General features: G+C 58.0%; 22 protein-coding genes and 1 pseudogene. 17 read left to right on the forward strand and 6 right to left on the reverse strand.

All coding sequences use genetic code 11. The annotated features are described in order from the left end of the window. Window positions 1–12: 12 nt before the first annotated feature. Window positions 13–603, reverse strand: a complete 591-nt coding sequence (locus AC4ANE_RS10245; RefSeq protein ID WP_002552839.1) for a cysteine hydrolase family protein — start codon at window positions 601–603, stop codon at window positions 13–15. Window positions 604–864: 261 nt separating this feature from the next. Between AC4ANE_RS10245 and prmB the strand changes: the two genes are divergently transcribed. Continuing rightward, window positions 865–1,773, forward strand: coding sequence for a 50S ribosomal protein L3 N(5)-glutamine methyltransferase (gene prmB, locus AC4ANE_RS10250; protein WP_002552840.1), 909 nt, complete (start codon window positions 865–867; stop codon window positions 1,771–1,773). Between the two features lie 43 nt (window positions 1,774–1,816). On the opposite strand, the gene AC4ANE_RS10255 is transcribed toward prmB, so the two are convergent. Together AC4ANE_RS10255 and AC4ANE_RS10260 are read right to left on the reverse strand one after the other, a co-directional pair. Next, window positions 1,817–2,620, reverse strand: coding sequence for a hypothetical protein (locus tag AC4ANE_RS10255; protein WP_002552841.1), 804 nt, complete (start codon window positions 2,618–2,620; stop codon window positions 1,817–1,819). A 101-nt stretch (window positions 2,621–2,721) separates the two neighbouring features. Next, entirely contained in the window at window positions 2,722–3,750 is a 1,029-nt protein-coding gene (locus tag AC4ANE_RS10260) for an alpha/beta hydrolase (protein WP_002552842.1), read from the reverse strand. A gap of 141 nt (window positions 3,751–3,891) precedes the next feature. Between AC4ANE_RS10260 and aroC the strand changes: the two genes are divergently transcribed. The 6 genes and pseudogenes from aroC to AC4ANE_RS10290 all read left to right on the forward strand — a co-directional run bounded on the left by aroC (window position 3,892) and on the right by AC4ANE_RS10290 (window position 9,098). Then, entirely contained in the window at window positions 3,892–4,983 is a 1,092-nt protein-coding gene (gene aroC, locus AC4ANE_RS10265) for a chorismate synthase (protein ID WP_002552843.1), read from the forward strand. A 30-nt stretch (window positions 4,984–5,013) separates the two neighbouring features. Then, a complete protein-coding gene (locus AC4ANE_RS10270; RefSeq protein ID WP_002552844.1) occupies window positions 5,014–6,177 on the forward strand; it encodes an MFS transporter in 1,164 nt (387 codons plus the stop codon). Further along, window positions 6,174–6,788: a methylthioribulose 1-phosphate dehydratase gene (locus tag AC4ANE_RS10275; protein WP_002552845.1), complete on the forward strand. Its 615-nt coding sequence runs from the start codon at window positions 6,174–6,176 to the stop codon at window positions 6,786–6,788. The genes AC4ANE_RS10270 and AC4ANE_RS10275 overlap by 4 nt, the downstream gene beginning before the upstream one ends. 82 nt (window positions 6,789–6,870) lie before the next feature. After that, entirely contained in the window at window positions 6,871–7,416 is a 546-nt protein-coding gene (locus AC4ANE_RS10280; protein ID WP_002552846.1) for a 1,2-dihydroxy-3-keto-5-methylthiopentene dioxygenase, read from the forward strand. 16 nt (window positions 7,417–7,432) lie between these two features. Then, window positions 7,433–8,116 carry an acireductone synthase gene (gene mtnC, locus AC4ANE_RS10285; RefSeq protein ID WP_002552847.1) on the forward strand — a complete coding sequence of 228 codons (684 nt, stop codon included), beginning with the start codon at window positions 7,433–7,435 and terminating at the stop codon, window positions 8,114–8,116. A 258-nt stretch (window positions 8,117–8,374) separates the two neighbouring features. Beyond that, window positions 8,375–9,098 (forward strand): annotated as a pseudogene (locus tag AC4ANE_RS10290) (response regulator transcription factor). A 109-nt stretch (window positions 9,099–9,207) separates the two neighbouring features. On the opposite strand, the gene AC4ANE_RS10295 reads toward AC4ANE_RS10290, so the two are convergent. Further along, on the reverse strand, window positions 9,208–9,486 hold the full coding sequence (locus AC4ANE_RS10295; RefSeq protein WP_002552849.1) for a DUF3509 domain-containing protein: 279 nt from the start codon (window positions 9,484–9,486) through the stop codon (window positions 9,208–9,210). 347 nt (window positions 9,487–9,833) lie between these two features. Here AC4ANE_RS10295 and AC4ANE_RS10300 point away from each other — a divergent pair, with 347 nt between their 5' ends. Together AC4ANE_RS10300 and AC4ANE_RS10305 are read left to right on the forward strand one after the other, a co-directional pair. After that, window positions 9,834–10,379, forward strand: a complete 546-nt coding sequence (locus tag AC4ANE_RS10300; protein ID WP_002552850.1) for an ankyrin repeat domain-containing protein — start codon at window positions 9,834–9,836, stop codon at window positions 10,377–10,379. 95 nt (window positions 10,380–10,474) lie between these two features. After that, on the forward strand, window positions 10,475–10,993 hold the full coding sequence (locus tag AC4ANE_RS10305) for a hypothetical protein (protein ID WP_002552851.1): 519 nt from the start codon (window positions 10,475–10,477) through the stop codon (window positions 10,991–10,993). Here the strand turns inward: AC4ANE_RS10305 and AC4ANE_RS10310 are convergent. Next, window positions 10,990–11,916: a ZIP family metal transporter gene (locus AC4ANE_RS10310; RefSeq protein ID WP_002552852.1), complete on the reverse strand. Its 927-nt coding sequence runs from the start codon at window positions 11,914–11,916 to the stop codon at window positions 10,990–10,992. The genes AC4ANE_RS10305 and AC4ANE_RS10310 overlap by 4 nt on opposite strands. 152 nt (window positions 11,917–12,068) lie before the next feature. Here AC4ANE_RS10310 and AC4ANE_RS10315 point away from each other — a divergent pair, with 152 nt between their 5' ends. From AC4ANE_RS10315 to AC4ANE_RS10350, 8 genes are all read left to right on the forward strand, one after another. Further along, window positions 12,069–12,260, forward strand: coding sequence for a PLDc N-terminal domain-containing protein (locus AC4ANE_RS10315; protein WP_002552853.1), 192 nt, complete (start codon window positions 12,069–12,071; stop codon window positions 12,258–12,260). Between the two features lie 189 nt (window positions 12,261–12,449). Beyond that, the gene (gene speE, locus AC4ANE_RS10320) at window positions 12,450–13,310 is read left to right on the forward strand and encodes a polyamine aminopropyltransferase (RefSeq protein ID WP_002552854.1); all 861 of its coding nucleotides are present in this window, start codon (window positions 12,450–12,452) and stop codon (window positions 13,308–13,310) included. 262 nt (window positions 13,311–13,572) lie between these two features. Beyond that, on the forward strand, window positions 13,573–15,660 hold the full coding sequence (locus AC4ANE_RS10325; protein WP_002552855.1) for an LTA synthase family protein: 2,088 nt from the start codon (window positions 13,573–13,575) through the stop codon (window positions 15,658–15,660). A 192-nt stretch (window positions 15,661–15,852) separates the two neighbouring features. Further along, a complete protein-coding gene (locus AC4ANE_RS10330; protein ID WP_002552856.1) occupies window positions 15,853–16,089 on the forward strand; it encodes a hypothetical protein in 237 nt (78 codons plus the stop codon). A 248-nt stretch (window positions 16,090–16,337) separates the two neighbouring features. Then, complete coding sequence (locus AC4ANE_RS10335) at window positions 16,338–16,679, forward strand: ribonuclease E inhibitor RraB (RefSeq protein WP_002552857.1); 342 nt, start codon at window positions 16,338–16,340, stop codon at window positions 16,677–16,679. Window positions 16,680–17,140: 461 nt separating this feature from the next. Next, window positions 17,141–18,550 carry a circularly permuted type 2 ATP-grasp protein gene (locus AC4ANE_RS10340; RefSeq protein WP_002552858.1) on the forward strand — a complete coding sequence of 470 codons (1,410 nt, stop codon included), beginning with the start codon at window positions 17,141–17,143 and terminating at the stop codon, window positions 18,548–18,550. Window positions 18,551–18,562: 12 nt separating this feature from the next. Beyond that, window positions 18,563–19,522 (forward strand): alpha-E domain-containing protein, encoded by a 960-nt coding sequence (locus AC4ANE_RS10345; protein ID WP_002552859.1) that lies wholly within the window; start codon window positions 18,563–18,565, stop codon window positions 19,520–19,522. Beyond that, window positions 19,519–20,349, forward strand: a complete 831-nt coding sequence (locus AC4ANE_RS10350; RefSeq protein ID WP_002552860.1) for a transglutaminase family protein — start codon at window positions 19,519–19,521, stop codon at window positions 20,347–20,349. Before AC4ANE_RS10345 ends, AC4ANE_RS10350 begins: the two co-directional genes overlap by 4 nt. A 59-nt stretch (window positions 20,350–20,408) precedes the next feature. Here AC4ANE_RS10350 and AC4ANE_RS10355 read toward each other — a convergent pair whose 3' ends face one another. Then, the gene (locus tag AC4ANE_RS10355) at window positions 20,409–20,780 is read right to left on the reverse strand and encodes a rhodanese-like domain-containing protein (RefSeq protein ID WP_002552861.1); all 372 of its coding nucleotides are present in this window, start codon (window positions 20,778–20,780) and stop codon (window positions 20,409–20,411) included. Window positions 20,781–21,305 lie beyond the last annotated feature (525 nt).

Below are 21,305 nucleotides of genomic sequence, written 5' to 3' on the forward strand. Positions count from 1 at the left end.
TTCCGGCGCAGATCAGATCAGGTCTTTGGTCAGCGCCAGTGTGGCGAAGTTGTCGGCCATGATCGCCATCTCGGTTCTATGCACCACCTGCGCGCTGACGACGCCGTGCGGGCTCGGCAAGTCGCGGGTTGCGCAGGCATCGTCGACCAGTGTGCAGCGATAACCATAGTCCTTGGTAGCGCGAACCGTGGTGCTGATGCTCGAGTGGCTCATGAAGCCGCAGACGATCAGGTCCAGATGACCCAGCTTTTGCAGAAGATCATGCAGCCCGGTGCCGTTGAAAGCGTTGGGCAGGCGTTTTTCGACCAGATGTTCGTCGTCCTTTGGCAACAGCTCCGGCACCAGTTGACCGCGCTCGCCCTGTGGGTCGAACAGGCCGCCCACAGTGCCCAGATGGCGAATATGAACAATCGGGCACTTGACCGCACGGGCCTTCTCGACCAATTGGCAGATGTTGGCCAGGGCTTCGTCGACGCCGGTCAGGGCCAGCGGGCCACTGAGGTATTCTTTCTGGGCATCGATGATGATCAGCGTCGCATTGCTCAAATTGGCGGGCGCATGCACCCGGCCGCTGAGTTGGAACATGGTCTTTAAATCGGACATTCACGGGCTCCTTGGTGTGGGGCTTTTGTGACATTGTCCTCTGGCTGAGGCGTTCTGGGAATGGCAACCATCGCAGGCCACGGTTTTTATGGCCTGCAGGGCAGTTGGGGGAGGGGGTGGCTGGCGGTTTGCCTTGATGGCAGTACGCGAATCATGGAAACTTCCATGCCTATCGGGTACGAAGAATGTGCATTGTTCGGAACCAGACTTTTACCGTGGCTCGTCTTACAGCAGCTCGTCGCCTTTCCAAGGAGTTTGTCCATGATCACTTCCCGTTTGCGTACCGTGCGCGACCATATACGGTGGGCCGTCAGCCGCTTTCACGAGGAAGACGTATTTTTCGGTCATGGCACCGACAATGCCTGGGATGAAGCGCGGCAGTTGGTGCTGGGCGCATTGCATCTGCCTTGGGAAATCGCCGACAGCTACCTGGATTGTCGCCTGGAAGTCGATGAAATATCCGAACTGCAACGCCTGATCAAACGCAGAATCGATGACCGTGTGCCAACGCCGTATCTGCTGGGCGAAGCCTGGTTTTGCGGTATGTCGTTCATTGTCGATGACCGTGTATTGATCCCGCGTTCACCTATTGCCGAGCTGATCGAAGAGCGTTTCGCGCCCTGGCTGGCCAACGAACCAGCACGGATTCTCGACCTGTGCACTGGCTCTGGTTGCATCGGTATCGCCTGTGCCGAGGTGTTTCCCGAAGCTGAGGTGGCCTTGGCCGACTTGTCCTACGACGCACTGGAGGTGGCTAACCAGAACATCGAGCGTCACGGTATGGAGGATCGCGTCTACACCGTGCAGGGCGACGGGTTCGACGGTTTGCCGGGTCAGCGCTTCGACCTGATCGTGTCCAACCCGCCCTATGTGGACGCCGAAGACTTTGCCGACATGCCCGACGAGTATCAGCATGAGCCTGAGCTGGCGCTGGCCTGTGGCAGCGATGGTCTGAACCTGGTACGCCGTATGCTTGCGCAGGCAGCCGATCACCTGAACGAGAAAGGCTTGCTGATCGTCGAAGTAGGCAACAGCCAGGTACACGTGCAGGCGCTGTACCCGGAAGTCGATTTCGCCTGGCTGGATTTCCAGCGCGGTGGTCACGGGGTGTTCATGCTCACAGCAGAACAGTGCCGCAACCATCAGGCGTTGTTCCAGTCGAAGGTTTGACAGGGAAGACTGAGAGAAGGGGGAGCTGAGATCAGCTCCTTTTTTATCGGTGGGTCGCGATCCAGATCAACAGTCCCGCCTGAAACACTGCGAAGGTCACCAGGCAGGCAATCGTGAAGCGCAGACCGGCGTCCTCGCGCTTGTACTTGCCGACCCGGTCCTCGTGCTGGCGAATGGTCACTTCCTGTTCGATCAGGTTCTTCTCGGCCTTTTCCAGCATTTGCGAGGCTTCGAGAATTTCGATGATCTGCACCTTGTCGTTGTTCCAGGTGCTGTGCAGGTTGCCGACGTGTACGTCCTTGATGGTGCCTTTCATGTGCTGGGCATCGGCGTACGCTACTTCAAAACCCAAGGTGCGCAGAAAGTGGTCACGACGCAGGCGTGTGTCTTCGTTCAGGCCGTCCTTGCTCGCCAGCGCTACGCCTTCAATCTTGTAGGATGACCATCTTTTCTGCGCCCAATGCACGGCATGGGCGATCATGAAACGACCGATGCCGCGGTTCCACGGCTCAATCTGCAAGCCTGATTCGGGACCGAAGCGCACAGTGCGCTTTTCGTGATCGGCCCAGACATCCAGATTGTTCTGCTCCTTGCGGACCCGTTGGCCTGGCAGCTGCACATTGATGCGCAGCAGGCTCAATTCCTTGCTGTGCCGCTCGGCACGACCAAACTGCACAAAACGCAAGGGCCGTCCGCCGGTGGCGCGGTCGGTAGGCTGTGGTGCCAGACGCAACATCTGAAAGTTCTCGGGCAGAACGTCTTCCCACGGCTGCGGCGATGCCTGAACCTCGGCTTCTACGCTTTCGGGTGCTGCAGTGGTTTCAGTCATGATATTCGCGTCAGTCATAATGGTGTCCTTTCCTGGGCCTTGCACCGGGATACTTGCAACGGAACAAAAAGCCAGCAAACCGCTATCGGCCAGATGTCCGAAGACTGAAGGGCTTGCAATTATCTGACGTCAGATTTTTTTCCTGGTTGGGGCAGGGCCTTGATGAAGGCCAGGATCCGCTTGGTCACTTCACTGGCCAGCGGCTGGGTCGGGTTGCGGTAGGACAACAACTGCTGTTGTAAGTCGTCTGGCACGATACGCAGCACATGATTCATTCCGTCGATCAGGGCCAGTTCGGCATCCGGTCTGGCTTTTTGCAGCAGCAGGGCATCGCCCACGCCCACCTGAATGTCGTTACGCCCCTGAACGATGAGCGCCGGAATGTGCACTGCAGCGAAGGCTGCGGCGGGGTCCTGGCGAAACAGCGAGATCAGATACGGCTGGACACTGGGGCGAAATACCACTTCCAGCTCGGCGGGCACGTTGTCGTCGGTCTTGCCCGCCTTCAGTTCATCGAGCAACTGATTGCTGCGTTGCAGAAGATCTGGTGGCAAGCGCTCCTGAAATTGTTCGCGCAGCACCTGATCGACAGGCCGTCCGGTGCCTGCCACGGAAATCAGCGCTGCTGCACCCACTTTTTCAGCCGCCAGCGTCGCCACCAGCGCACCCTCGCTGTGGCCCAGAAGAATCAGCTGGCCAAGGCGCGGGTTGGCTTTGAGCGCTCTGGCCCAGAGTTGAACATCGGCCACGTAGCGCTCGACGCTCAGATTGCGTTCATCCGGCGTGACTGCCTTGCTGGCTGCGACGCCGCGTTTGTCGTAGCGCACGCTGGCGATATTGTTTTTAGCCAGAACCACCGCCAGGCGTTTCATGCTGTCGTTGCGTCCACCCTCAGGGTTGTTGCCGTCGCGGTCGGTGGGGCCGGAACCGGCGATGATCAGCACCACCGGGACCGGTTTGTCCGAACGGGGCATCAGCAGAGTGCCGTACAGTTTGCCGTTTTCGGTATCCACCGTGATCGGCCGCTGCACCACGCTGGGCGCCGCAGCACTGGCTGTTCCGGCGATTAGGCTCAGGGTCAATGTTATCGGCAGGGCCAGCAGACGCAGCGCGTTTGGTACTCGAAGCAGGGAATTACCGGATAACATCGCAAGGCCATCATGGGGAGAGTCTCGCTTGGACGCGCGGCGTGACAGAAGGTTCGAGGATGAACTGAACCGCGAGCCTGCGTATACTGGCGCGCTTGGTTTAACGATCTGGTTTTTTGGCTGATTTTTCGGAGCGCCCGCATGTCCGGCAACACTTTCGGCAAGCTGTTCACTGTCACCACCGCCGGCGAAAGCCACGGCCCGGCGCTGGTCGCTATCGTCGACGGCTGCCCGCCGGGGCTGGAGCTGGACCTGCAAGACCTGCAGCGTGATCTGGACCGGCGCAAGCCAGGCACCAGCCGTCATACCACGCAACGTCAGGAGGCCGATGAGGTCGAGATCCTCTCCGGCGTCTTCGAGGGTAAAACCACAGGTGCCTCCATAGGCCTGCTGATCCGCAACACAGACCAGAAGTCCAAGGACTATTCGGCTATCAAGGACCTGTTCCGTCCGGCTCATGCCGATTACACCTACCACCACAAGTACGGTATTCGCGATTACCGCGGCGGCGGCCGCAGTTCGGCACGGGAAACCGCCATGCGCGTGGCAGCGGGGGCGATTGCCAAGAAATACCTGGCAACCCAGGGCATCGTCATTCGCGGCTACATGAGCCAGCTGGGCCCGATCCAGATCCCGTTCAAGACCTGGGATTCGGTAGAAGACAACGCGTTTTTCTGCCCCGACCCTGACAAGGTGCCGGAGCTGGAAGCCTACATGGACCAGCTGCGACGTGATCAGGACTCGGTCGGTGCGAAAATCACCGTGGTGGCCGAAGGCGTAATGCCCGGCCTCGGCGAGCCGATCTTTGATCGTCTGGATGCCGAGCTGGCACACGCGCTGATGAGCATCAATGCGGTCAAGGGCGTGGAGATCGGTGCCGGTTTCGACTGCGTTGCACAACGCGGCACCGAGCACCGTGACGAGATGACCCCACTGGGTTTCCTGTCCAATCAGGCGGGCGGCATTCTCGGCGGCATTTCCTCCGGCCAGCCGATCATTGCGCATCTGGCGCTCAAGCCAACCTCCAGCATCACCACGCCGGGGCGCTCGATCGATACCGATGGCAATGCGGCCGACGTCATTACCAAAGGCCGGCACGACCCGTGTGTCGGCATTCGCGCCACACCGATTGCCGAGGCGATGATGGCCATCGTGTTGCTCGATCATCTGCTGCGTCATCGCGGTCAGAACGCCGATGTCAGCGTCAACACACCTGTGCTGGGACAGTTGTAATGCGCGCTGTCACGGTCGCGGACTGCTAGCGTGACGCAAACATCCGGCGGACAGCTTCCTTACTGGCGGCTGTCCGGGTTCTACGTGTGCTATTTCGCCTTGCTCGGCCTGTCTGCGCCGTTCATGGCCCTTTATCTTCATCACTTGGGTTTTTCCAGCTCACGCATAGGCGAACTGATCGCCATCCCTATGCTGATGCGCTGCGTTGCGCCCAATCTCTGGGGGTGGCTGGGTGATCACACCGGTTGGCGTCTGAACATTGTGCGGTCTGGTGCCATCTGCACGTTGTTGGCGTTTTCGCTGATTCTGGTCGAAAAAAGCTATGCCTGGCTGGCGATGGTCATGGCGCTCTATGCGTTCTTCTGGCATGCCATCCTGCCGCAGTTCGAAGTCATCACCCTCGCGCACCTGCAAGGCCAGACCTCGCGTTACAGTCAGATCCGACTGTGGGGCTCGATCGGTTTCATTCTGGCGGTCGTGGTGCTGGGACGGGTGTTCGAATGGTTCAGTCTGGATCTGTTTCCTTACATCGCGCTGGCGATCATGGCCGGTATCGTTGTCAGCAGCTGGTGGGTGCCGAATGCGCATTCCTCACCGTCGAGCCGTGAAACCGTGTCGGGCGGCTTTCTCAGGCAACTGGCGCGTCCTGGTGTCTTGGCGTTCTACCTCAGTGTCGCGCTGATGGTGCTCAGCCATGGGCCGTATTACACCTTTTTGACCCTGCACCTCGAAGCGCTCGGTTACAGCCGTGGCCTGATCGGCCTGCTATGGGCGGTCGGTGTGGTGGCTGAAGTGCTGATGTTCATGGTCATGAGCCGGATTCTGCAGCGTTTCTCCGTGCGCCAGGTACTGTTCGCCAGTTTTCTGCTGGCCGCATTGCGCTGGCTGCTGTTGGGGCTGTTTGCCGATCACCTGACCGCGCTGCTGATTGCTCAGGTGACGCACGCCGCCACGTTCGGCAGCTTTCACGCCGCCGCCATTCATTTCGTGCAAAGTAGCTTTGGCCCGCGTCAGCAAGGACAGGGGCAGGCACTGTATGCCGCGTGGTCCGGCGTGGGTGGCGCGCTGGGCGCTCTGTATTCCGGTTACAGCTGGAACGCGCTGGGGCCAGCCTGGACGTTTGCCATTGCCAGCCTTGTAGCCTTTGCCGCAGCCATCATGATTATCACACCCAAGAAAGAGGAAGGTGTATGAGCCGCGAACAACTTAGCGTGGAAATAATCGAGGCCGGGCGCTTCCTGTATGGCCGCGGCTGGTCGCCTGCCACCAGCAGCAATTACTCCGCGCGTCTTTCAGCCACCGAGGCGCTGCTGACCGTATCCGGCAGGCACAAGGGCCAGTTGGGTCCTGACGATGTGCTGGCTACCAATATGGCAGGCAACAGCCTGGAGCCCGGGAAAAAGCCGTCTGCTGAAACCTTGCTGCACACCCAGTTGTACAGCAGCAGGCCACAGGTCGGCGCGGTGCTGCACACCCACTCGGTGAATGCGACGGTGCTGTCGAGGCTGACTGCCGCCGATCATCTGGTGTTCGAGGATTACGAGCTGCAAAAGGCCTTTCATGGCGTGGTCACTCATCAGTCGCAGGTCGTGGTACCGATTTTCGACAACGATCAGGATATTGCCCGTCTCGCCGCAAAGGTGCAGCCTTGGCTGGACGCCCATCCCGAGTGCGCTGGTTACCTGATCCGCGGTCACGGTCTCTACACCTGGGGGGCGAAAATGAGCGACGCTTTGCGCCAGATCGAAGCGTTCGAGTTTCTTTTTGAATGCGAGCTTAAAATGCGCGCGGTATTGAACCGTTGAAAACGTCGTATTAAAACCAGCCTGTAAGCCTGACCGGCCTGTAAAAGCCGGAAGGTGGTGCCCTAAACCGAGGATTCATGCCATGAGCAGCCTGTCCGTTTATCACGTTTCAAGCCCTGACACGCCCAACAAGGTGCTGACCCATCTGGAAGATATTGCTTCGACGCTGGCCGAGCACGGTGTGGCGTTCGACCGTTGGGAGGCCGCGACGCCGATCACCCCCGGTGCCAGTCAGGAAGAGGTGATCAGCGCCTATCGCACCCAGATCGACAAGCTGATGACCGAGCGCGGTTATGTCACCGTGGACGTTATCAGTCTCAACAGCGATCATCCGCAAAAAGCCGAATTGCGCGCCAAATTTCTTGAAGAGCATCGGCATGGCGAGGACGAAGTGCGCTTTTTCGTAGCCGGGCGGGGCTTGTTCACATTGCACATCGACGACTACGTATACGCCGTGCTGTGCGAAAAGAACGACCTGATTTCCGTACCGGCCGGCACCCGGCACTGGTTCGATATGGGCGAAAACCCGCATTTCGTTGCCATCCGCCTGTTCAACAATCCGGAAGGCTGGGTGGCGAATTTTACCGGTGAAGACATTGCTGGCCGTTTTCCACGGCTGGAAGACTGACAGGAGCCCGATTCTGATGCCCATCAAAGCTATCCTCACGGATATTGAAGGCACCACCAGCGCAGTGAGTTTTGTTTTCGACGTGCTGTTTCCGTTTGCCAAAAAGCACCTGCCCGGGTTTGTTCGGCAAAACGCCGGGCAACCGGCAGTGGCGTCGCAGCTGCAAGCGGTACGCACCGAGGCCGGCGAGCCTGACGCCGATGTCGAGCGGGTTATTGCAATACTGCTGGAATGGATTGCCGAAGACCGCAAGGCCACGCCGCTGAAAGCGTTGCAGGGCATGGTCTGGGAGCAGGGCTATAACGCCGGACAGCTCAAGGGCCATGTTTATCCGGATGCTGTCGATGCCTTGAAACACTGGCATCAACAGGGCTACAGGCTTTACGTTTATTCCTCGGGCTCAATTCAGGCTCAGCAATTGATTTTCGGCTGTTCCGAGGCGGGCGATCTGTCCGGTCTGTTCAGTGGTTACTTCGATACGACGTCCGGCCCCAAGCGCGAAGCGCAGTCCTACCGGACGATTGCGCAGGCAATCGAGTGTCCTGCCGAGAACATTCTGTTCCTCTCGGATATCGTCGAAGAGCTCGACGCAGCGCAGGCCGCTGGCATGATCACCTGCGGTCTGGCGCGTGACGGCGGGGTGCTTGCGGGTCACAGATATGTGAGCAGTTTCGCGCTCATCGACCCTGCTTCGTTCTAAACGACATCAGCCTGTCGTGCACGGCATTGCCCTGATGCCGCAGCATGCAAATCTGCCTGCCGCAAGGCTTGCACGCTATTTTCTGTAAGGAGCGTCCTGCTTTTGAGTGGGACGTTGCCTACCTGAAAGTGCGTTGAATCTGTTTGTTCTGCTCGTCATTCTTCAACGCGATTATTCGTGTAAGTTCTGCGCCCATCGCCCCCCTGAGTCACGGACAACACCTGTACCGATTCACGGGCGCATAAGGAGCGGCAGCGGATGTGCAGTGCCATTTAAAGAAAGCGCAAGCAGGGACTTATTGATACAGCAGATGGTGAGCACGATCAGCGAACTCGACGGCCAGACCGCCGTCGAGAATGCCCTCGAATGGCTAAGGCGCGAATGCAACAGTGAGCGGGCGATGTTCTATCAGTTCAAAGGGCCGGTGCTGCTGACGTTCATTACCTGCAATGTCGATGATGCCTGGGGCAAGGCTTACCGCCAGCGCGGGTTGATCACCCAGGATCCGGTCATCCGCTGTTATCGCAATCAGTTGGGATTTGTGAACTGGCAGGATGCATTCAGACAGTATCCGGTGTCAGCGTGTTACGAAGAAATCGTCGATACGTGCGAACTGCTTCCGGCCATTTCCTACGGCTACATGAACCATTGCCGTGGTGCCGACAGCGTGACGTCGGTTTGTACGCTGGGTGAAGTGGGGCGAGCGATCTCCGCTGAACAAAAATACCTCATGAGCAGTCTCATGCCGGTGCTGCACAGCGTTGCGCGGGGTTTGAAGTTCTGCTCTCGCGGTTTGACCCATCGGGAACTGGAGGTACTGCAGTGGGCCAGGGATGGAAAAACTGCCTGGGAGATCTCAATGATCCGCGACGTGTCGGAGTCGACGGTGAAGTATCACCTCAAGACCATCTATTCCAAGCTGGGTGTCGCCAATAGGGCGCAGGCGGTAGGCGAAGCGCTTTGCCGGGGTTTGATCAGGTAATCGACACCTGAAAACGCGGGCAAAAAAAAGCCGCGAGAACAAGGTGTAATCGCGGCAAACAAGGGATGAGAGCGTACAGCGGGTGCCGCCTGTCAAGGCGGCGGGAAAATCAACGGGTGTGGTAAGTCGGCAGGTCGAAGCGGTGCTGACTTTGCAGCATCGAAATAGCTGGCAACTCGCTGGCTTGTGCAGCCAGGTCGCGGCGGATAGCGCTGATTACCCATTCCAGTTGAACCGGAGTGTGCAACTGAGCATAAGACACGGAGCGACGGATCTGCTTGCCATCGTGAGTACGCAGTGACAACAGAACACCACCATCAGGACGTGGCTGGGTGGTAACGGTGTAGTCGGAGAATACGGAAGCGAATTTTTCTTGAATAAAAGTCATGTCTGGCGGCTCCATTGCTCATGGGATAATAAGCTTGGAAGTACTATTGCAGTGTCTGTGCCAGTCTTTGCACTTGAATTAAATCCTTTAAAATCAATGACTTGAAATATTCTCTATTTTAAGGCTTCGTGCATTTTGCATGAACACCCTTCGTGCGCCCTGCATTTTGCCGTTTCCTGCACGATGGATATTGGGCAGAAGGAGGATTGCATCGATTGCGGTGATCAGGAGCAGGCATTGCGCATCCGCATCGATGCTGATCGAACAGCTGGCGAGACTTGAGGTCAGTGTGTGTATCGACGCCGGGTCAACGCATGCCCGGAGTACCGTGCGCCAAGGAGTAGTTAATGACCGATACAGATATCAGCGCTTCGCAAACCATGACTGAAGACGAAGCCGCCGAGTTCGCCGAGCAGGTATTCGATGTGGCTCGCCAGGGAAATGCAGTCATGCTGGAGCGTCTGCTTGAAAAAGGCCTGCCCGCAGACCTGCGCAACCACAAGGGCGATACGCTGCTGATGCTGGCCAGCTACCACTGCCATGCGGATGCGGTCCGTGTGCTGCTGAACCACAAGGCTGACCCTGAAATTCGTAACGATAATGGCCAGAGCCCCATCGCTGGCGCAGCGTTCAAGGGTGATCTGGCAGTGGTCAGGCTGCTGGTCGAGGCCGGTGCCGACGTCGACGGCGCCTCTGCCGATGGTCGTACTGCGTTGATGATGGCGGCCATGTTCAATCGCAACGAGATAGTCGATTACCTGATCAGTCAGGGCGCGGACCCGCATGCCACTGATGCCAAGGGCATCACGGCACTGGGTGCCGCTCAGGCAATGGGTGCGACTGTCACCATTGATCAACTGATCAAACTGGGTGTGCAGCCGGCCCGGTCCTGATGCCGAGTGCCTTCAGGGCATGAACACATAGAGGCGCGATGGATTTACCGTTATCCTTCGCGCCTCTTTTTTTGCCCGTTATCAGGATCGCTCCCATGAAAGACTCACTGGTCGAATTAATCAGCAAAGTCAGCTCCGGCTGCATGGGCGACGACGAAATCGTGCGTATTGCCGATGAAGCCGCGCAGGCGTATGCCGACCCGCAGGCTTTTCTGACCGCCAACCCTGATATCAACTACGACGACACCTTTCCGATTCCACTGGGCGAATGGGTGGTGGTAGGCAGTCTGCCGGAAACCGTGCTGTTTCAGGCCGACAGCTATATGGACCTGTTCGAGCAGATCGTGCAGTCATTCGGCAAGGAAGTGACGTTCAACATCAAGCCAAAACAATTGGCCAAGGTCGAACCACTGGTAGCGCTCAACCGGATTCAGATTCAATTGAGCAGCATGAACAAGGACATGGGCGGCTATGTGCTGATGAACTTCAGCCAGCCGCTGGATGACGAACTGCAAGCGGTGCTGGTGTATGGCCGTGACGAGGCGCGGGTGCTTGAACTGGCAGCGTTGGCCGGCATCCATGCCGCACCCGCTCTGCAGGCATTGCGCGGTTAACCCAGCGCCGTATCGAGAAACATCATTACCGCGAAGCCGCCCATCAGGCCGAGCGTCGCCGAGGTCTGATGGCCGTTGCGGTGGGTTTCCGGGATGACTTCATGGGACACCACGAAGATCATCGCACCTGCCGCCAGCCCCATGCTGAGCGGGTAGGCTATGGTAAACCCGCTGGAAATACCCAGGCCCACCAGCGCGCCCAGCGGCTCCATGAGTCCTGAACCGATGGCCACCAGCATCGCCTTGAATGCCGACAGCCCGGTAGCACGCAGGGCCAGCGCAATGGCCAGGCCCTCAGGGATGTCCTGAATAGCAATGGCAGTAGTCAATGGCAGGCCGACATTCATGTCGCCGCTGGCGAAGCTCACACCTATCGCCATGCCCTCAGGCAAGTTATGCAGGGTGATCGCCAGTACGAACAGCCAGACCCGGCTGATTCGCTCTGAATGAGGACCCTGACGGCCCACGCTTTCATGCTCGTGCGGTGTGAACTTGTCCAGCCCAAGCATCAACAGCACACCCAGGCCCAGACCGGTCACTACCGTCGCAGCCGCCCAAGGGCCACTGTCGGTTATGCCCCGAGCGGCCTCCAGCCCGGGCAGTATCAGCGAGAACGAGCTGGCAGCCAGCATCATGCCGGCAGCAAAACCGAGCATGATGTCTTGAGCGCGTTGCGAAACGTTGCGCAGGGCGACCGCCATGACTGCACCCAGCGCCGTCGCCAGGAAGCCGGCCGTGCCGCCCAGCAGTGCATGATTGAAGTTGACCTGGCTAGTGCCATAGAAGGCGTTGTAAAGACTGATGCCGCCGAGGCCGACGACGATCAGCAGAGCAAGGGCGAAACCCAGGCTCACCAGCGGGCTGCCCTGAAGATGGTTGAACCATGTCGCCCAAGGCGTTCGGGGTTGTGCGGGCGTTGGCATGAAGACGGCTACCTGTGTGAGGGTGAAAGCGATAATGAATGAAATGCGAAGTCGACCCCCGTTGGGAGCCTGAGAATATAAGGTTGGTTCAACGGAACCCCCGAACGGCGCAACTATCCTAGGAAGGTAAGCATTCAATTAGGGGCAACACCATGGGTTCTAGTTTCAACGGCCTGGTCGGCTTGATCATTCTGGCGCTCGATATCTGGGCCATCATCAATGTCTTGAAAAGCGGCGCCGAGACCGGCAAGAAAATTCTCTGGGTATTGTTGATCGTGCTGTTGCCTGTTGTGGGCCTGATCATCTGGGCAATCCTCGGACCGCGTGGCAACGTGCGAATCTGATACGCCGCCAGGTTATCAACGAACGCTTGATTACCCTGAGTAATCAGGCGTTTTTCGTTCATGGGCCAAGGCATTTGCAAGCAAGACGCTGCACAGAGGTTCGACCTGTCATGTTCCTCGACGTAGAATGCGCGCCTTTGTTGTGGGCGGTCGGCCGTCCTGTCATCAGTACCCAGCGGGAGCTTACCCATGAGCGATTATCAGGAAACGTTGTACGAAGGCTACGGCCAGCGCTTTCGTATGGAAAAAATGCTGCACGAAGTGCGTACCGAACACCAGCATCTGGTGATCTTCCAGAACCCGCGCATGGGCCGCGTCATGGCGCTGGACGGCGTGATCCAGACCACCGAGGCGGATGAGTTCATCTATCACGAAATGCTCACTCACGTGCCGATTCTGGCCCACGGCGCTGCCAAACGTGTACTGATCATTGGCGGCGGCGATGGCGGCATGCTGCGCGAAGTCGCCAAGCACCTGACCGTCGAGCACATCACCATGGTCGAGATCGACGCCACGGTGGTCGAGATGTGCAAGGAGTTCCTGCCCAATCACTCCAGTGGCGCTTTTGACGATTCGCGCCTGAACCTGGTCATCGACGACGGCATGCGCTTTGTCGCGACGACCGAAGAGAAGTTCGACGTGATCATCTCCGACTCCACTGATCCTATCGGTCCGGGCGAAGTGCTGTTTTCGGAGAACTTTTATCAGGCCTGTCATCGCTGTCTGAACGAAGGCGGCATTCTGGTTACCCAGAACGGTACGCCCTTCATGCAACTGAGCGGTGTGCAGACCACTGCAGGACGCATGAATGGCCTGTTTGCCGATTGGCATTTCTATCAGGCCGCCATCCCGACCTACATCGGCGGTGCCATGACTTTTGCCTGGGGCGCCACTGACAATGGCTACCGCAAACTGCCACTGGAAACCCTGCGTCAGCGCTTCATGGGCAGCGGTATTGTTACGCGCTATTACAACCCGGAAGTTCACATTGGCGCATTCGCCTTGCCGCAGTACGTACTGCAGGCTGTGAGCAAGGCCAGCAACGACTGATCAATAGATCTGACGTTAGCGGCCGGGTCAGCCTTAACGCCGCCTGAGAGGCGTTGAAGCGCGCAACTGGCGACAGAAATTTCACACTTTCTGTCCCAGAATTGCGCGCGAAGCTGAACAGGCACGCGTATTCATGGGCCGCCCCGGCCCCTGGTGACCCGCAATCAAGTAATATCTGCGCCCTGTCGTACGCCGCCCGCCCTTGGTGAAGGGCGGTGCTGCACCCTGAACCTACCCCTGAATCCACCGGATCCTGACAACCATGGCTAAAACGGACGCCCAGATTCATCGGCAAGCCCGCCTGCTGAACCCGACTGTCAAATCGCATCTGGCTTACATCCTGCTCAGCGGTTTCGCTTTGATGGTGATGTACACGCTGTTGCGTATCGGTCTGCTGGTCTACAACCGCGAGATGATTGGCGACACGCCAGCCTCGACATTCCTTGAAGCACTGTTTAACGGCACGCGCTTCGACCTGCGCCTCACCATGTATCTGCTCATTCCGCTGGTGCTGTCGCTGTTCAGCGCCCGGGCCATGGCTGCACGCGGGTTTTTCCGGTTCTGGCTGACCCTGGTCGGCAGCATCACGCTGTTCTTCGGCTTGATGGAAATGGACTTCTACCGTGAGTTTCACCAGCGCCTGAACGGTCTGGTGTTTCAATATGTCAAGGAAGACCCCAAGACTGTCCTGAGCATGCTCTGGTATGGCTTTCCGGTGGTTCGCTACCTGCTCGCCTGGGCAATCGTGACTTGGCTGTTGAGCCTGGTATTCAAGGGCATCGACCGCCTGACGCGGCCACGCCTCGTAACGACGAAGGGCACCCAGACGGTCAGTACAGTTGCGCCGTGGTACATGCGTGTTGGCGTTTTCGTGCTGGTATTGCTGGTTATGGTGGTGTGCATCCGTGGCACCCTGCGCCAAGGCCCACCGCTGCGTTGGGGTGACGCTTACACTACCGACTCCAACTTCGCCAACCAGCTGGGCCTGAACGGCACACTGACCCTGATTACGGCGGCCAAGAGCCGTATGTCCGAAGATCGCGACAACATCTGGAAAGCCACGCTGCCACAGGCCGAGGCGCAGCAGACGGTGCGCGACATGCTGCTGACCTCGCATGACAAGCTGGTAGAACCTGATATTGCCGCTGTGCGTCGCGACTTCACACCGCCAGTAGAGAACACGTTGCCGATCCGCAACGTGGTCGTGATCCTGATGGAAAGCTTCGCCGGTCACTCGGTAGGGGCGCTGGGCAACGATGCCAACATCACGCCGTATTTCGACAAGCTGTCGAAAGAGGGGCTGTTGTTCGACCACTTCTTCTCCAACGGCACCCACACCCATCAGGGCATGTTCGCCACCATGGCGTGCTTCCCGAACCTGCCGGGTTTTGAGTACCTGATGCAGACGCCAGAGGGCAGCCATAAGCTGTCGGGCCTTCCGCAATTGCTGAGCGCGGGTCGCAACTACGATGACGTCTATGTCTATAACGGCAACTTCGCCTGGGACAACCAGTCGGGTTTCTTCAGCAACCAGGGCATGACCAACTTTGTCGGTCGCGAGGACTTCGTCAATCCGGTGTTCTCCGATCCGACCTGGGGCGTTTCCGACCAGGACATGTTCGACCGTGGCGCCCAGGAACTCAAAGCCCGTCAGGACGGCAAGCCGTTCTATGCGCTGCTGCAGACCCTGTCCAACCACACGCCGTATGCGTTGCCGGACCCGCTGCCGGTCGAGCGCGTGACCGGGCACGGCTCGCTGGATGAGCATTTGACCGCCATGCGTTATGCCGACTGGGCGCTGGGCCAGTTCTTCGAGAAGGCCAAAAAAGAGCCTTACTACAAGAACACCCTGTTCGTGGTGCTGGGCGACCACGGTTTCGGCAATGACAAGCAGTTGACTGAAATGGACCTGGGGCGTTTCAACGTGCCATTGCTACTGATCGGGCCTGGTGTACAAGAGAAATTCGGCCAGCGCAGCAGCATTGTCGGCACGCAGGTTGACGTCGTGCCAACCATCATGGGCCGTCTGGGTGGTCTGAACCGCAACCAGTGCTGGGGCCGCGATCTGCTGAACCTGCCGGAAGGCGACAAGGGTTTTGGCGTGATCAAGCCGTCGGGCAGTGAGCAGGTGGTCGCGATCATCAGCGGCAACCGCATTCTGATCGAGCCGACAGAAATGCCGGCCAAGCTGTTGACCTACACGCTCGGTGCCAAGCCGTCTGCCGAAGAAGTGCCTGATGCACCTGACACTCAGGAGCTCAAGCGCAAGCTGGAAAGCTTCCTGCAGACCGCCACCAAGAGCCTTCTGGACAACACGGCCGGTGTCGAGGCCAGCAAGAACCGTAACTGACCATGACTGACTTGTCCGGGTAACCGGCAAGTCGGATCAGCAGTACACAAAAGGCCCTCGGCATCCATTGCGAGGGCCTTTTGTTTTGCCCGTCATCGCGGGCTGTCCGGCGTAATTCGTTGGAACGAATGCGTGGGCCAAAAGGTCCTTATCACATAAGCCAGAGTGCCTGGCTTCGTTCTGGAGGCATTGATGAAACAGTGGGCCATTTCGTATCTGGACAAGGATGGTGTGCAGCAACTCCGTGAGGCTGGTTTTGACGAGCGTCCCAGTGAGGAGGAGGCCGCGCGTTTCCTGCGCAAGGACCTGTATCCAGTCACCGATGAGCTGGATCTCAATGATCTTGACGGGCGCACCGACGAGCCTACGGTTAAAACGCTTAAAGACCATAACAGTGTGCGGATCATTTCCATTACAGAAGTTGCCTGACCTGCGGTGATTCAAAAAGCTTTTCGTGGCAACCACTTGGCATCCTGCCCACGATGGGTCTACTCTGCAGATGAGGCTGTTCAAACGGCCTCTGACATCTCGATACCCGACCTGTGCCAAGCCTGGTCTGGTCAGCTACATGCTTGATTCCCCACGCCGGATTATCTGTCGTGCGGCGGCCCCCGATGATTCGGCGGTCGCTCTGGAAGAGTTGAAACTCTATCTATCGTTGCATAGGAGGACGTTTCATGAGCACAGCCTATCAAGAGGACATCAGCAGTAACGTACTGCGCCGCATGAAAGAAGGCGGTTTTGATTTTGCGCGAATCTATCCCATCGAGTTTTACGCCATCTTCCCGGATGAGGAGCGGGCACGGCAGGCTGCAGAGCAATTTCGCGGTGAATCCCTCAATACCCAGGTAAACGTACGTGATGACGGTAACTGGCACTTGCAGTTGAGCAAAGTGATGTATGCCACTTATGACGGTATCGGTGATTTCGAGCAGGACTTTCAGATGGTGATTTCGCCCATGGACGGTGAGGTTGAAGGTTGGGGTGTTACTCAGGAGATCAGAAGACTGCACGCTTGATGGCTTTTGATTGTCAGGCAACACATTACCGGCTGATTCGGGATACGTTCTGGATCGGCCGGTTCTGTTTTTGCTTCGCGCTCATAAACAGTGGTCAAAAAAAAGCCACTCAAATGAGTGGCGCAAAGGGAAGTCTGTTTAAAATCCGCACGCGTTCTTCGCCTGCTGGACAAAATAACGGTTAGCGCAAAAACGGCGTTTGGTGCCCTGTTTGCTCGGTTGCTGTGGAGTGTGGCGAACTAATGTTGTTGGCGGAAATCAACTCTGACTATGCTGATCATAGATTTCACGGTTGAATGACGCTTCCGAATGAAGCGCGAAATAATCGGCTTGGGCGTTTAGTGCACAGGAATGGTGCGTAGAACGTCGAGTGTTTACCTAACCTTTTGAAATCAAAGCGTTTATGCCGGTGGCACGGGCTTTGCGATGGTCTTGGTGTCCATGGTGACAAGGAGTACGGCATGATCCGCACCTTTTATGACGAGATGTACGATGCGGGCGGCGTAGTCCGTCCGCACTATCGGGAGTTCGCCCGCTGGCTGGGTGATACGCCTCCCGAGCTTTTGGCTCAACGCAGGCGCGAAGCCGATCTGCTGTTTCACCGTGCCGGGATCACGTTCACACTCTATGGTGATGAGCAGGGCACCGAGCGGCTTATCCCCTTCGATACCATCCCGCGCAGCATTCCCGCCAGCGAATGGCGTGTAGTCGAGCGTGGCTGTATCCAGCGCGTCAAGGCGCTGAACATGTTTCTGGCGGATCTTTATCACGACCAGCGGATTATCAAGGCCGGAATCATTCCTGCCGAACAGGTGCTGGCCAACGAGCAATATCAGTTGGCGATGCAGGGCCTGAACCTGCACCGCGATTTGTATTCGCACATTTCCGGCGTCGATCTGGTGCGCGACGGTGATGGCACGTATTACGTGCTGGAGGACAACCTGCGAACCCCGAGCGGCGTGAGCTACATGCTCGAAGACCGCAAGATGATGATGCGTTTGTTCCCCGAGCTGTTCTCGGCCCAGCGCATTGCACCGATCGATCACTATCCGAATCTGTTGCTCGACACGCTCAAGAGTTCCAGCCATCTGGACAACCCGAGTGTCGTGGTACTGACGCCCGGGCGTTTCAACAGCGCCTTTTTCGAGCATGCGTTTCTGGCTCGCGAGATGGGGGTCGAGCTGGTTGAAGGTGCCGATCTGTTTGTCCGCGACGACCGCGTGTTCATGCGTACCACCGACGGTCCCAAGGCTGTCGATGTTATCTACCGTCGGCTTGACGATGCATTCCTTGATCCGCTGGCGTTCAACCCTGATTCCATGCTGGGCGTTCCAGGACTTCTGGCCGCGTATCGTTCCGGCAATGTGGTTCTGGCCAATGCCATTGGTACCGGCGTTGCTGATGACAAGTCGGTTTACCCCTACGTCACCGACATGATTCGTTTCTATCTGGACGAAGAGCCAATTCTCAAGAACGTGCCGACCTGGCAGTGCCGCAAGCCGGAAGAGCTGTCACATGTGCTGGCCAACCTGGGCGATCTGGTCGTCAAGGAAACCCAGGGCTCCGGGGGCTACGGCATGCTGGTCGGCCCTGCAGCGACCGCCGCCGAGATCGAAGCCTTCCGGGCACGCCTCAAGGCCAAGCCGCATGCGTACATCGCCCAACCCACCTTGTGCCTGTCGACCTGTCCGACCTTCGTCGAAAATGGCATAGCCCCGCGACATATCGATCTGCGCCCCTTTGTTCTGTCCGGTCGCGAAACCCGCGTCGTACCTGGCGGGCTTACCCGAGTGGCCTTGCGTGAAGGCTCACTGGTGGTCAATTCGTCACAGGGTGGCGGAACCAAAGACACCTGGGTGGTCGAGGATTAAGGATGCCTGCCAATGTTAAGTAGAACTGCCTCTGATCTTTTCTGGATGTCGCGTTACCTGGAGCGAGAGGAGAACCTCGCCCGAATGCTGGACGTGAGCTATTCACTGTCGTTGATGCCTCAGGACGGGCGGGGCGACGGGCTGGATGAAATAGCCATGCCGTTGCTGATTACCGGAACGCTGGAAACCTACATCGAGCGTCATGGTGAACTGCATGCCGAGCGCATGCTGCATTTCTTCGCGCTGGACGCGACCAACCCGGCCAGCATCTACAGCTGCCTGGGCGCCGCAAGGGCCAGTGCGCATGCCGTGCGCGGGCGTATCACTGCCGACATGTGGGAGAACATCAACTCCACCTGGCTGGAAATTCGCGGCATTGCTCAACAGGGTTTGACCCGTTACGGCATGAGTCGCTTTTGCGAGTGGGTCAAGGAGCGTTCGCACCTGTTCCGTGGTGCGACCTACGGCACAATCATGCGTAACGATGCGTTCCGTTTCATTCGTCTGGGAACGTTCATCGAGCGCGCTGACAACACCATGCGCATGCTCGACGCCCGCTATGAGATGCTCGAACTGCGTGGGCCACAGGCCAACGCCGCGGCGGACAACTCGGCTGCCGGGTACTACCAGTGGAGCGCCTTGTTGCGCGCACTGTCCTCGTTCGAGGCTTACACTGAAGTCTATCGGGATGCGCCAGGCGCGCGTCAGGTTGCCGAACTGTTGCTGCTGCGTGCCGACATTCCGCGCTCGTTGCGCGCCTGTCTGGAAGAAATGGACGTCATTCTGGCCAGTCTGCCCGGCGTCAATGGCCGACCTGCGCAGCGCATGGCCGCCGAGATGGATGCAAGATTGCGCTACACCAGTATCGACGAGATTCTGGATGAGGGCCTGCATGAGTGGTTGAACGAATTCATTCCAATGCTGGCCCAACTGGGTGATGCCATTCACACTTCGTACCTGGAGGCTGCATGAGACTTTCGATAAGCCATGAGACCACCTATCACTACGATGACCAGGTGCGCTCGAGTATCCAGTATCTGCGCCTGACGCCTCACGACAGTGAGCGCCAGCAAGTGCTTAGCTGGCAATTGACGTTGCCGCGCCCTGTGCGCGCGCAGATTGATCCTTTCGGCAATATCCTGCATGTCCTGAGCCTGGAAGAGCCGCACGAGGCGATCATCATCGGCGCGCGCGGGCAGGTGGAAATCGACGAAACCCGTGAGGCCGAGCACGAAAGCCAGTCAGCGTTGCCTTTTTTGCGCGTTACCCGGCTGACCGAGCCTGACGAAGCGATTCGCAGTTTCGCAGCCAGGGAATGTCGCAAGCGCGCTGACCGTAGCGCATTGATCGACCTGATGCAGGCGCTCAACCAGCACATGACTTACACGCAGGGTGCGACCGAAGTCGACACCAGTGCCGCCCAAGCCTTCGCCGGACGCTCGGGGGTCTGTCAGGACCATACCCACGCCTTCCTGGCCTGCGCCCGCAGTCTTGGGGTGCCGGCACGTTATGTGTCCGGTTATCTGTGCAGCGAAGACAGCGAACATTTGTCCAGTCACGCCTGGGCCGAAGCCTGGATAGACGACGCCTGGTACAGCTTCGATGTCACTAACCAGCTGGCCATTCCCGAACGTCATTTGAAGCTGGCGGTAGGGCTGGACTATCTGGATGCTTGTCCGGTGCGCGGCATGCGCCGGGGTGGCGGGTCTGAACAGATGCACGCCAAGGTCGTGGTTTCACCCATGACCGGTACGCCAAAAGTGAAAACCCGTGTGCAGGTCCAGGCGCAGCATCAGTAGCGCGTAAGCACTGACCTGCGCATCACTGAAATGGCCGGAATTCAAACTCCGGCCATTGCTTATTCGGCAGGGTCGTCGGTGGTGCTGTAGAGCGCGTTGTGCAGCTCTTCGTAATTACCGCCATTGATGACGCTGAAATAGCCCGCTGCCCTGAGTTTTTCCTGAGCCTTGTCGGCTTTGCTGTCAGTGCTGCTGAAAATGACGAACACCGCATTGCGGTCGTTGAGCACCTGTTTCATCTGATTGACCAGCCGCCGGTCATCGACCCGTACCGCATTCAATACCGTGCCCGCGTCATAGTCGGTCTGGCTGCGTACATCCATCGCCAGTTTGCCTTCCTTGAGCGCAGCCACCGCTGCAGCCTGATCTACCATGCCCGCGTGGGCTGCGAAGCTGCTGACAAGTGCAAAAACCGCAATCCATTGGCGCATAGGCGCGTCTCCTTCAGTCGAGTGGAAAGAGTGGCACAGTTACACACTGACCGAAAGCGTGTCAGATCAGCCGAACAACCTGTTCAGGTTAGGCACGATCAATAACAGCGCAGTGGTAAAGAGGATTAATCCCGCCTGACGTACTTTGGAGTGTTTGAACTTGAACATGGCTGACCGCCTTTTGTTGTTATTCCTGAGCGACAGAAGCAGGTCTATTCCGCAACGCGGAGAGTCGACCGCTGGCATGGGTGCGCATTGAACAGGTGGACCCGGTCATTTGACCGCTGGCCCGAGCGCTGAAAGGATTTTGCGCGCCTCCTGTTACAGATTTAACAATAGAGCCGAGGTGCCCCACGCCTTAGAACGGTTGGGAATTTAAACGTCTACTTATCCAACTTAACGTTATCAATCAACTGTTCGCCAGAGGCTCAGGCCTTTGCTAGACGCTTCATTCACATCGGTCAGCTTTGCACCGTTCGTCCGGGTCAGACTTTTCCTACGCGCATTAAACCTCCGACAAGGCGC

The organism is Pseudomonas sp. Pme6b, from assembly GCF_058129925.1.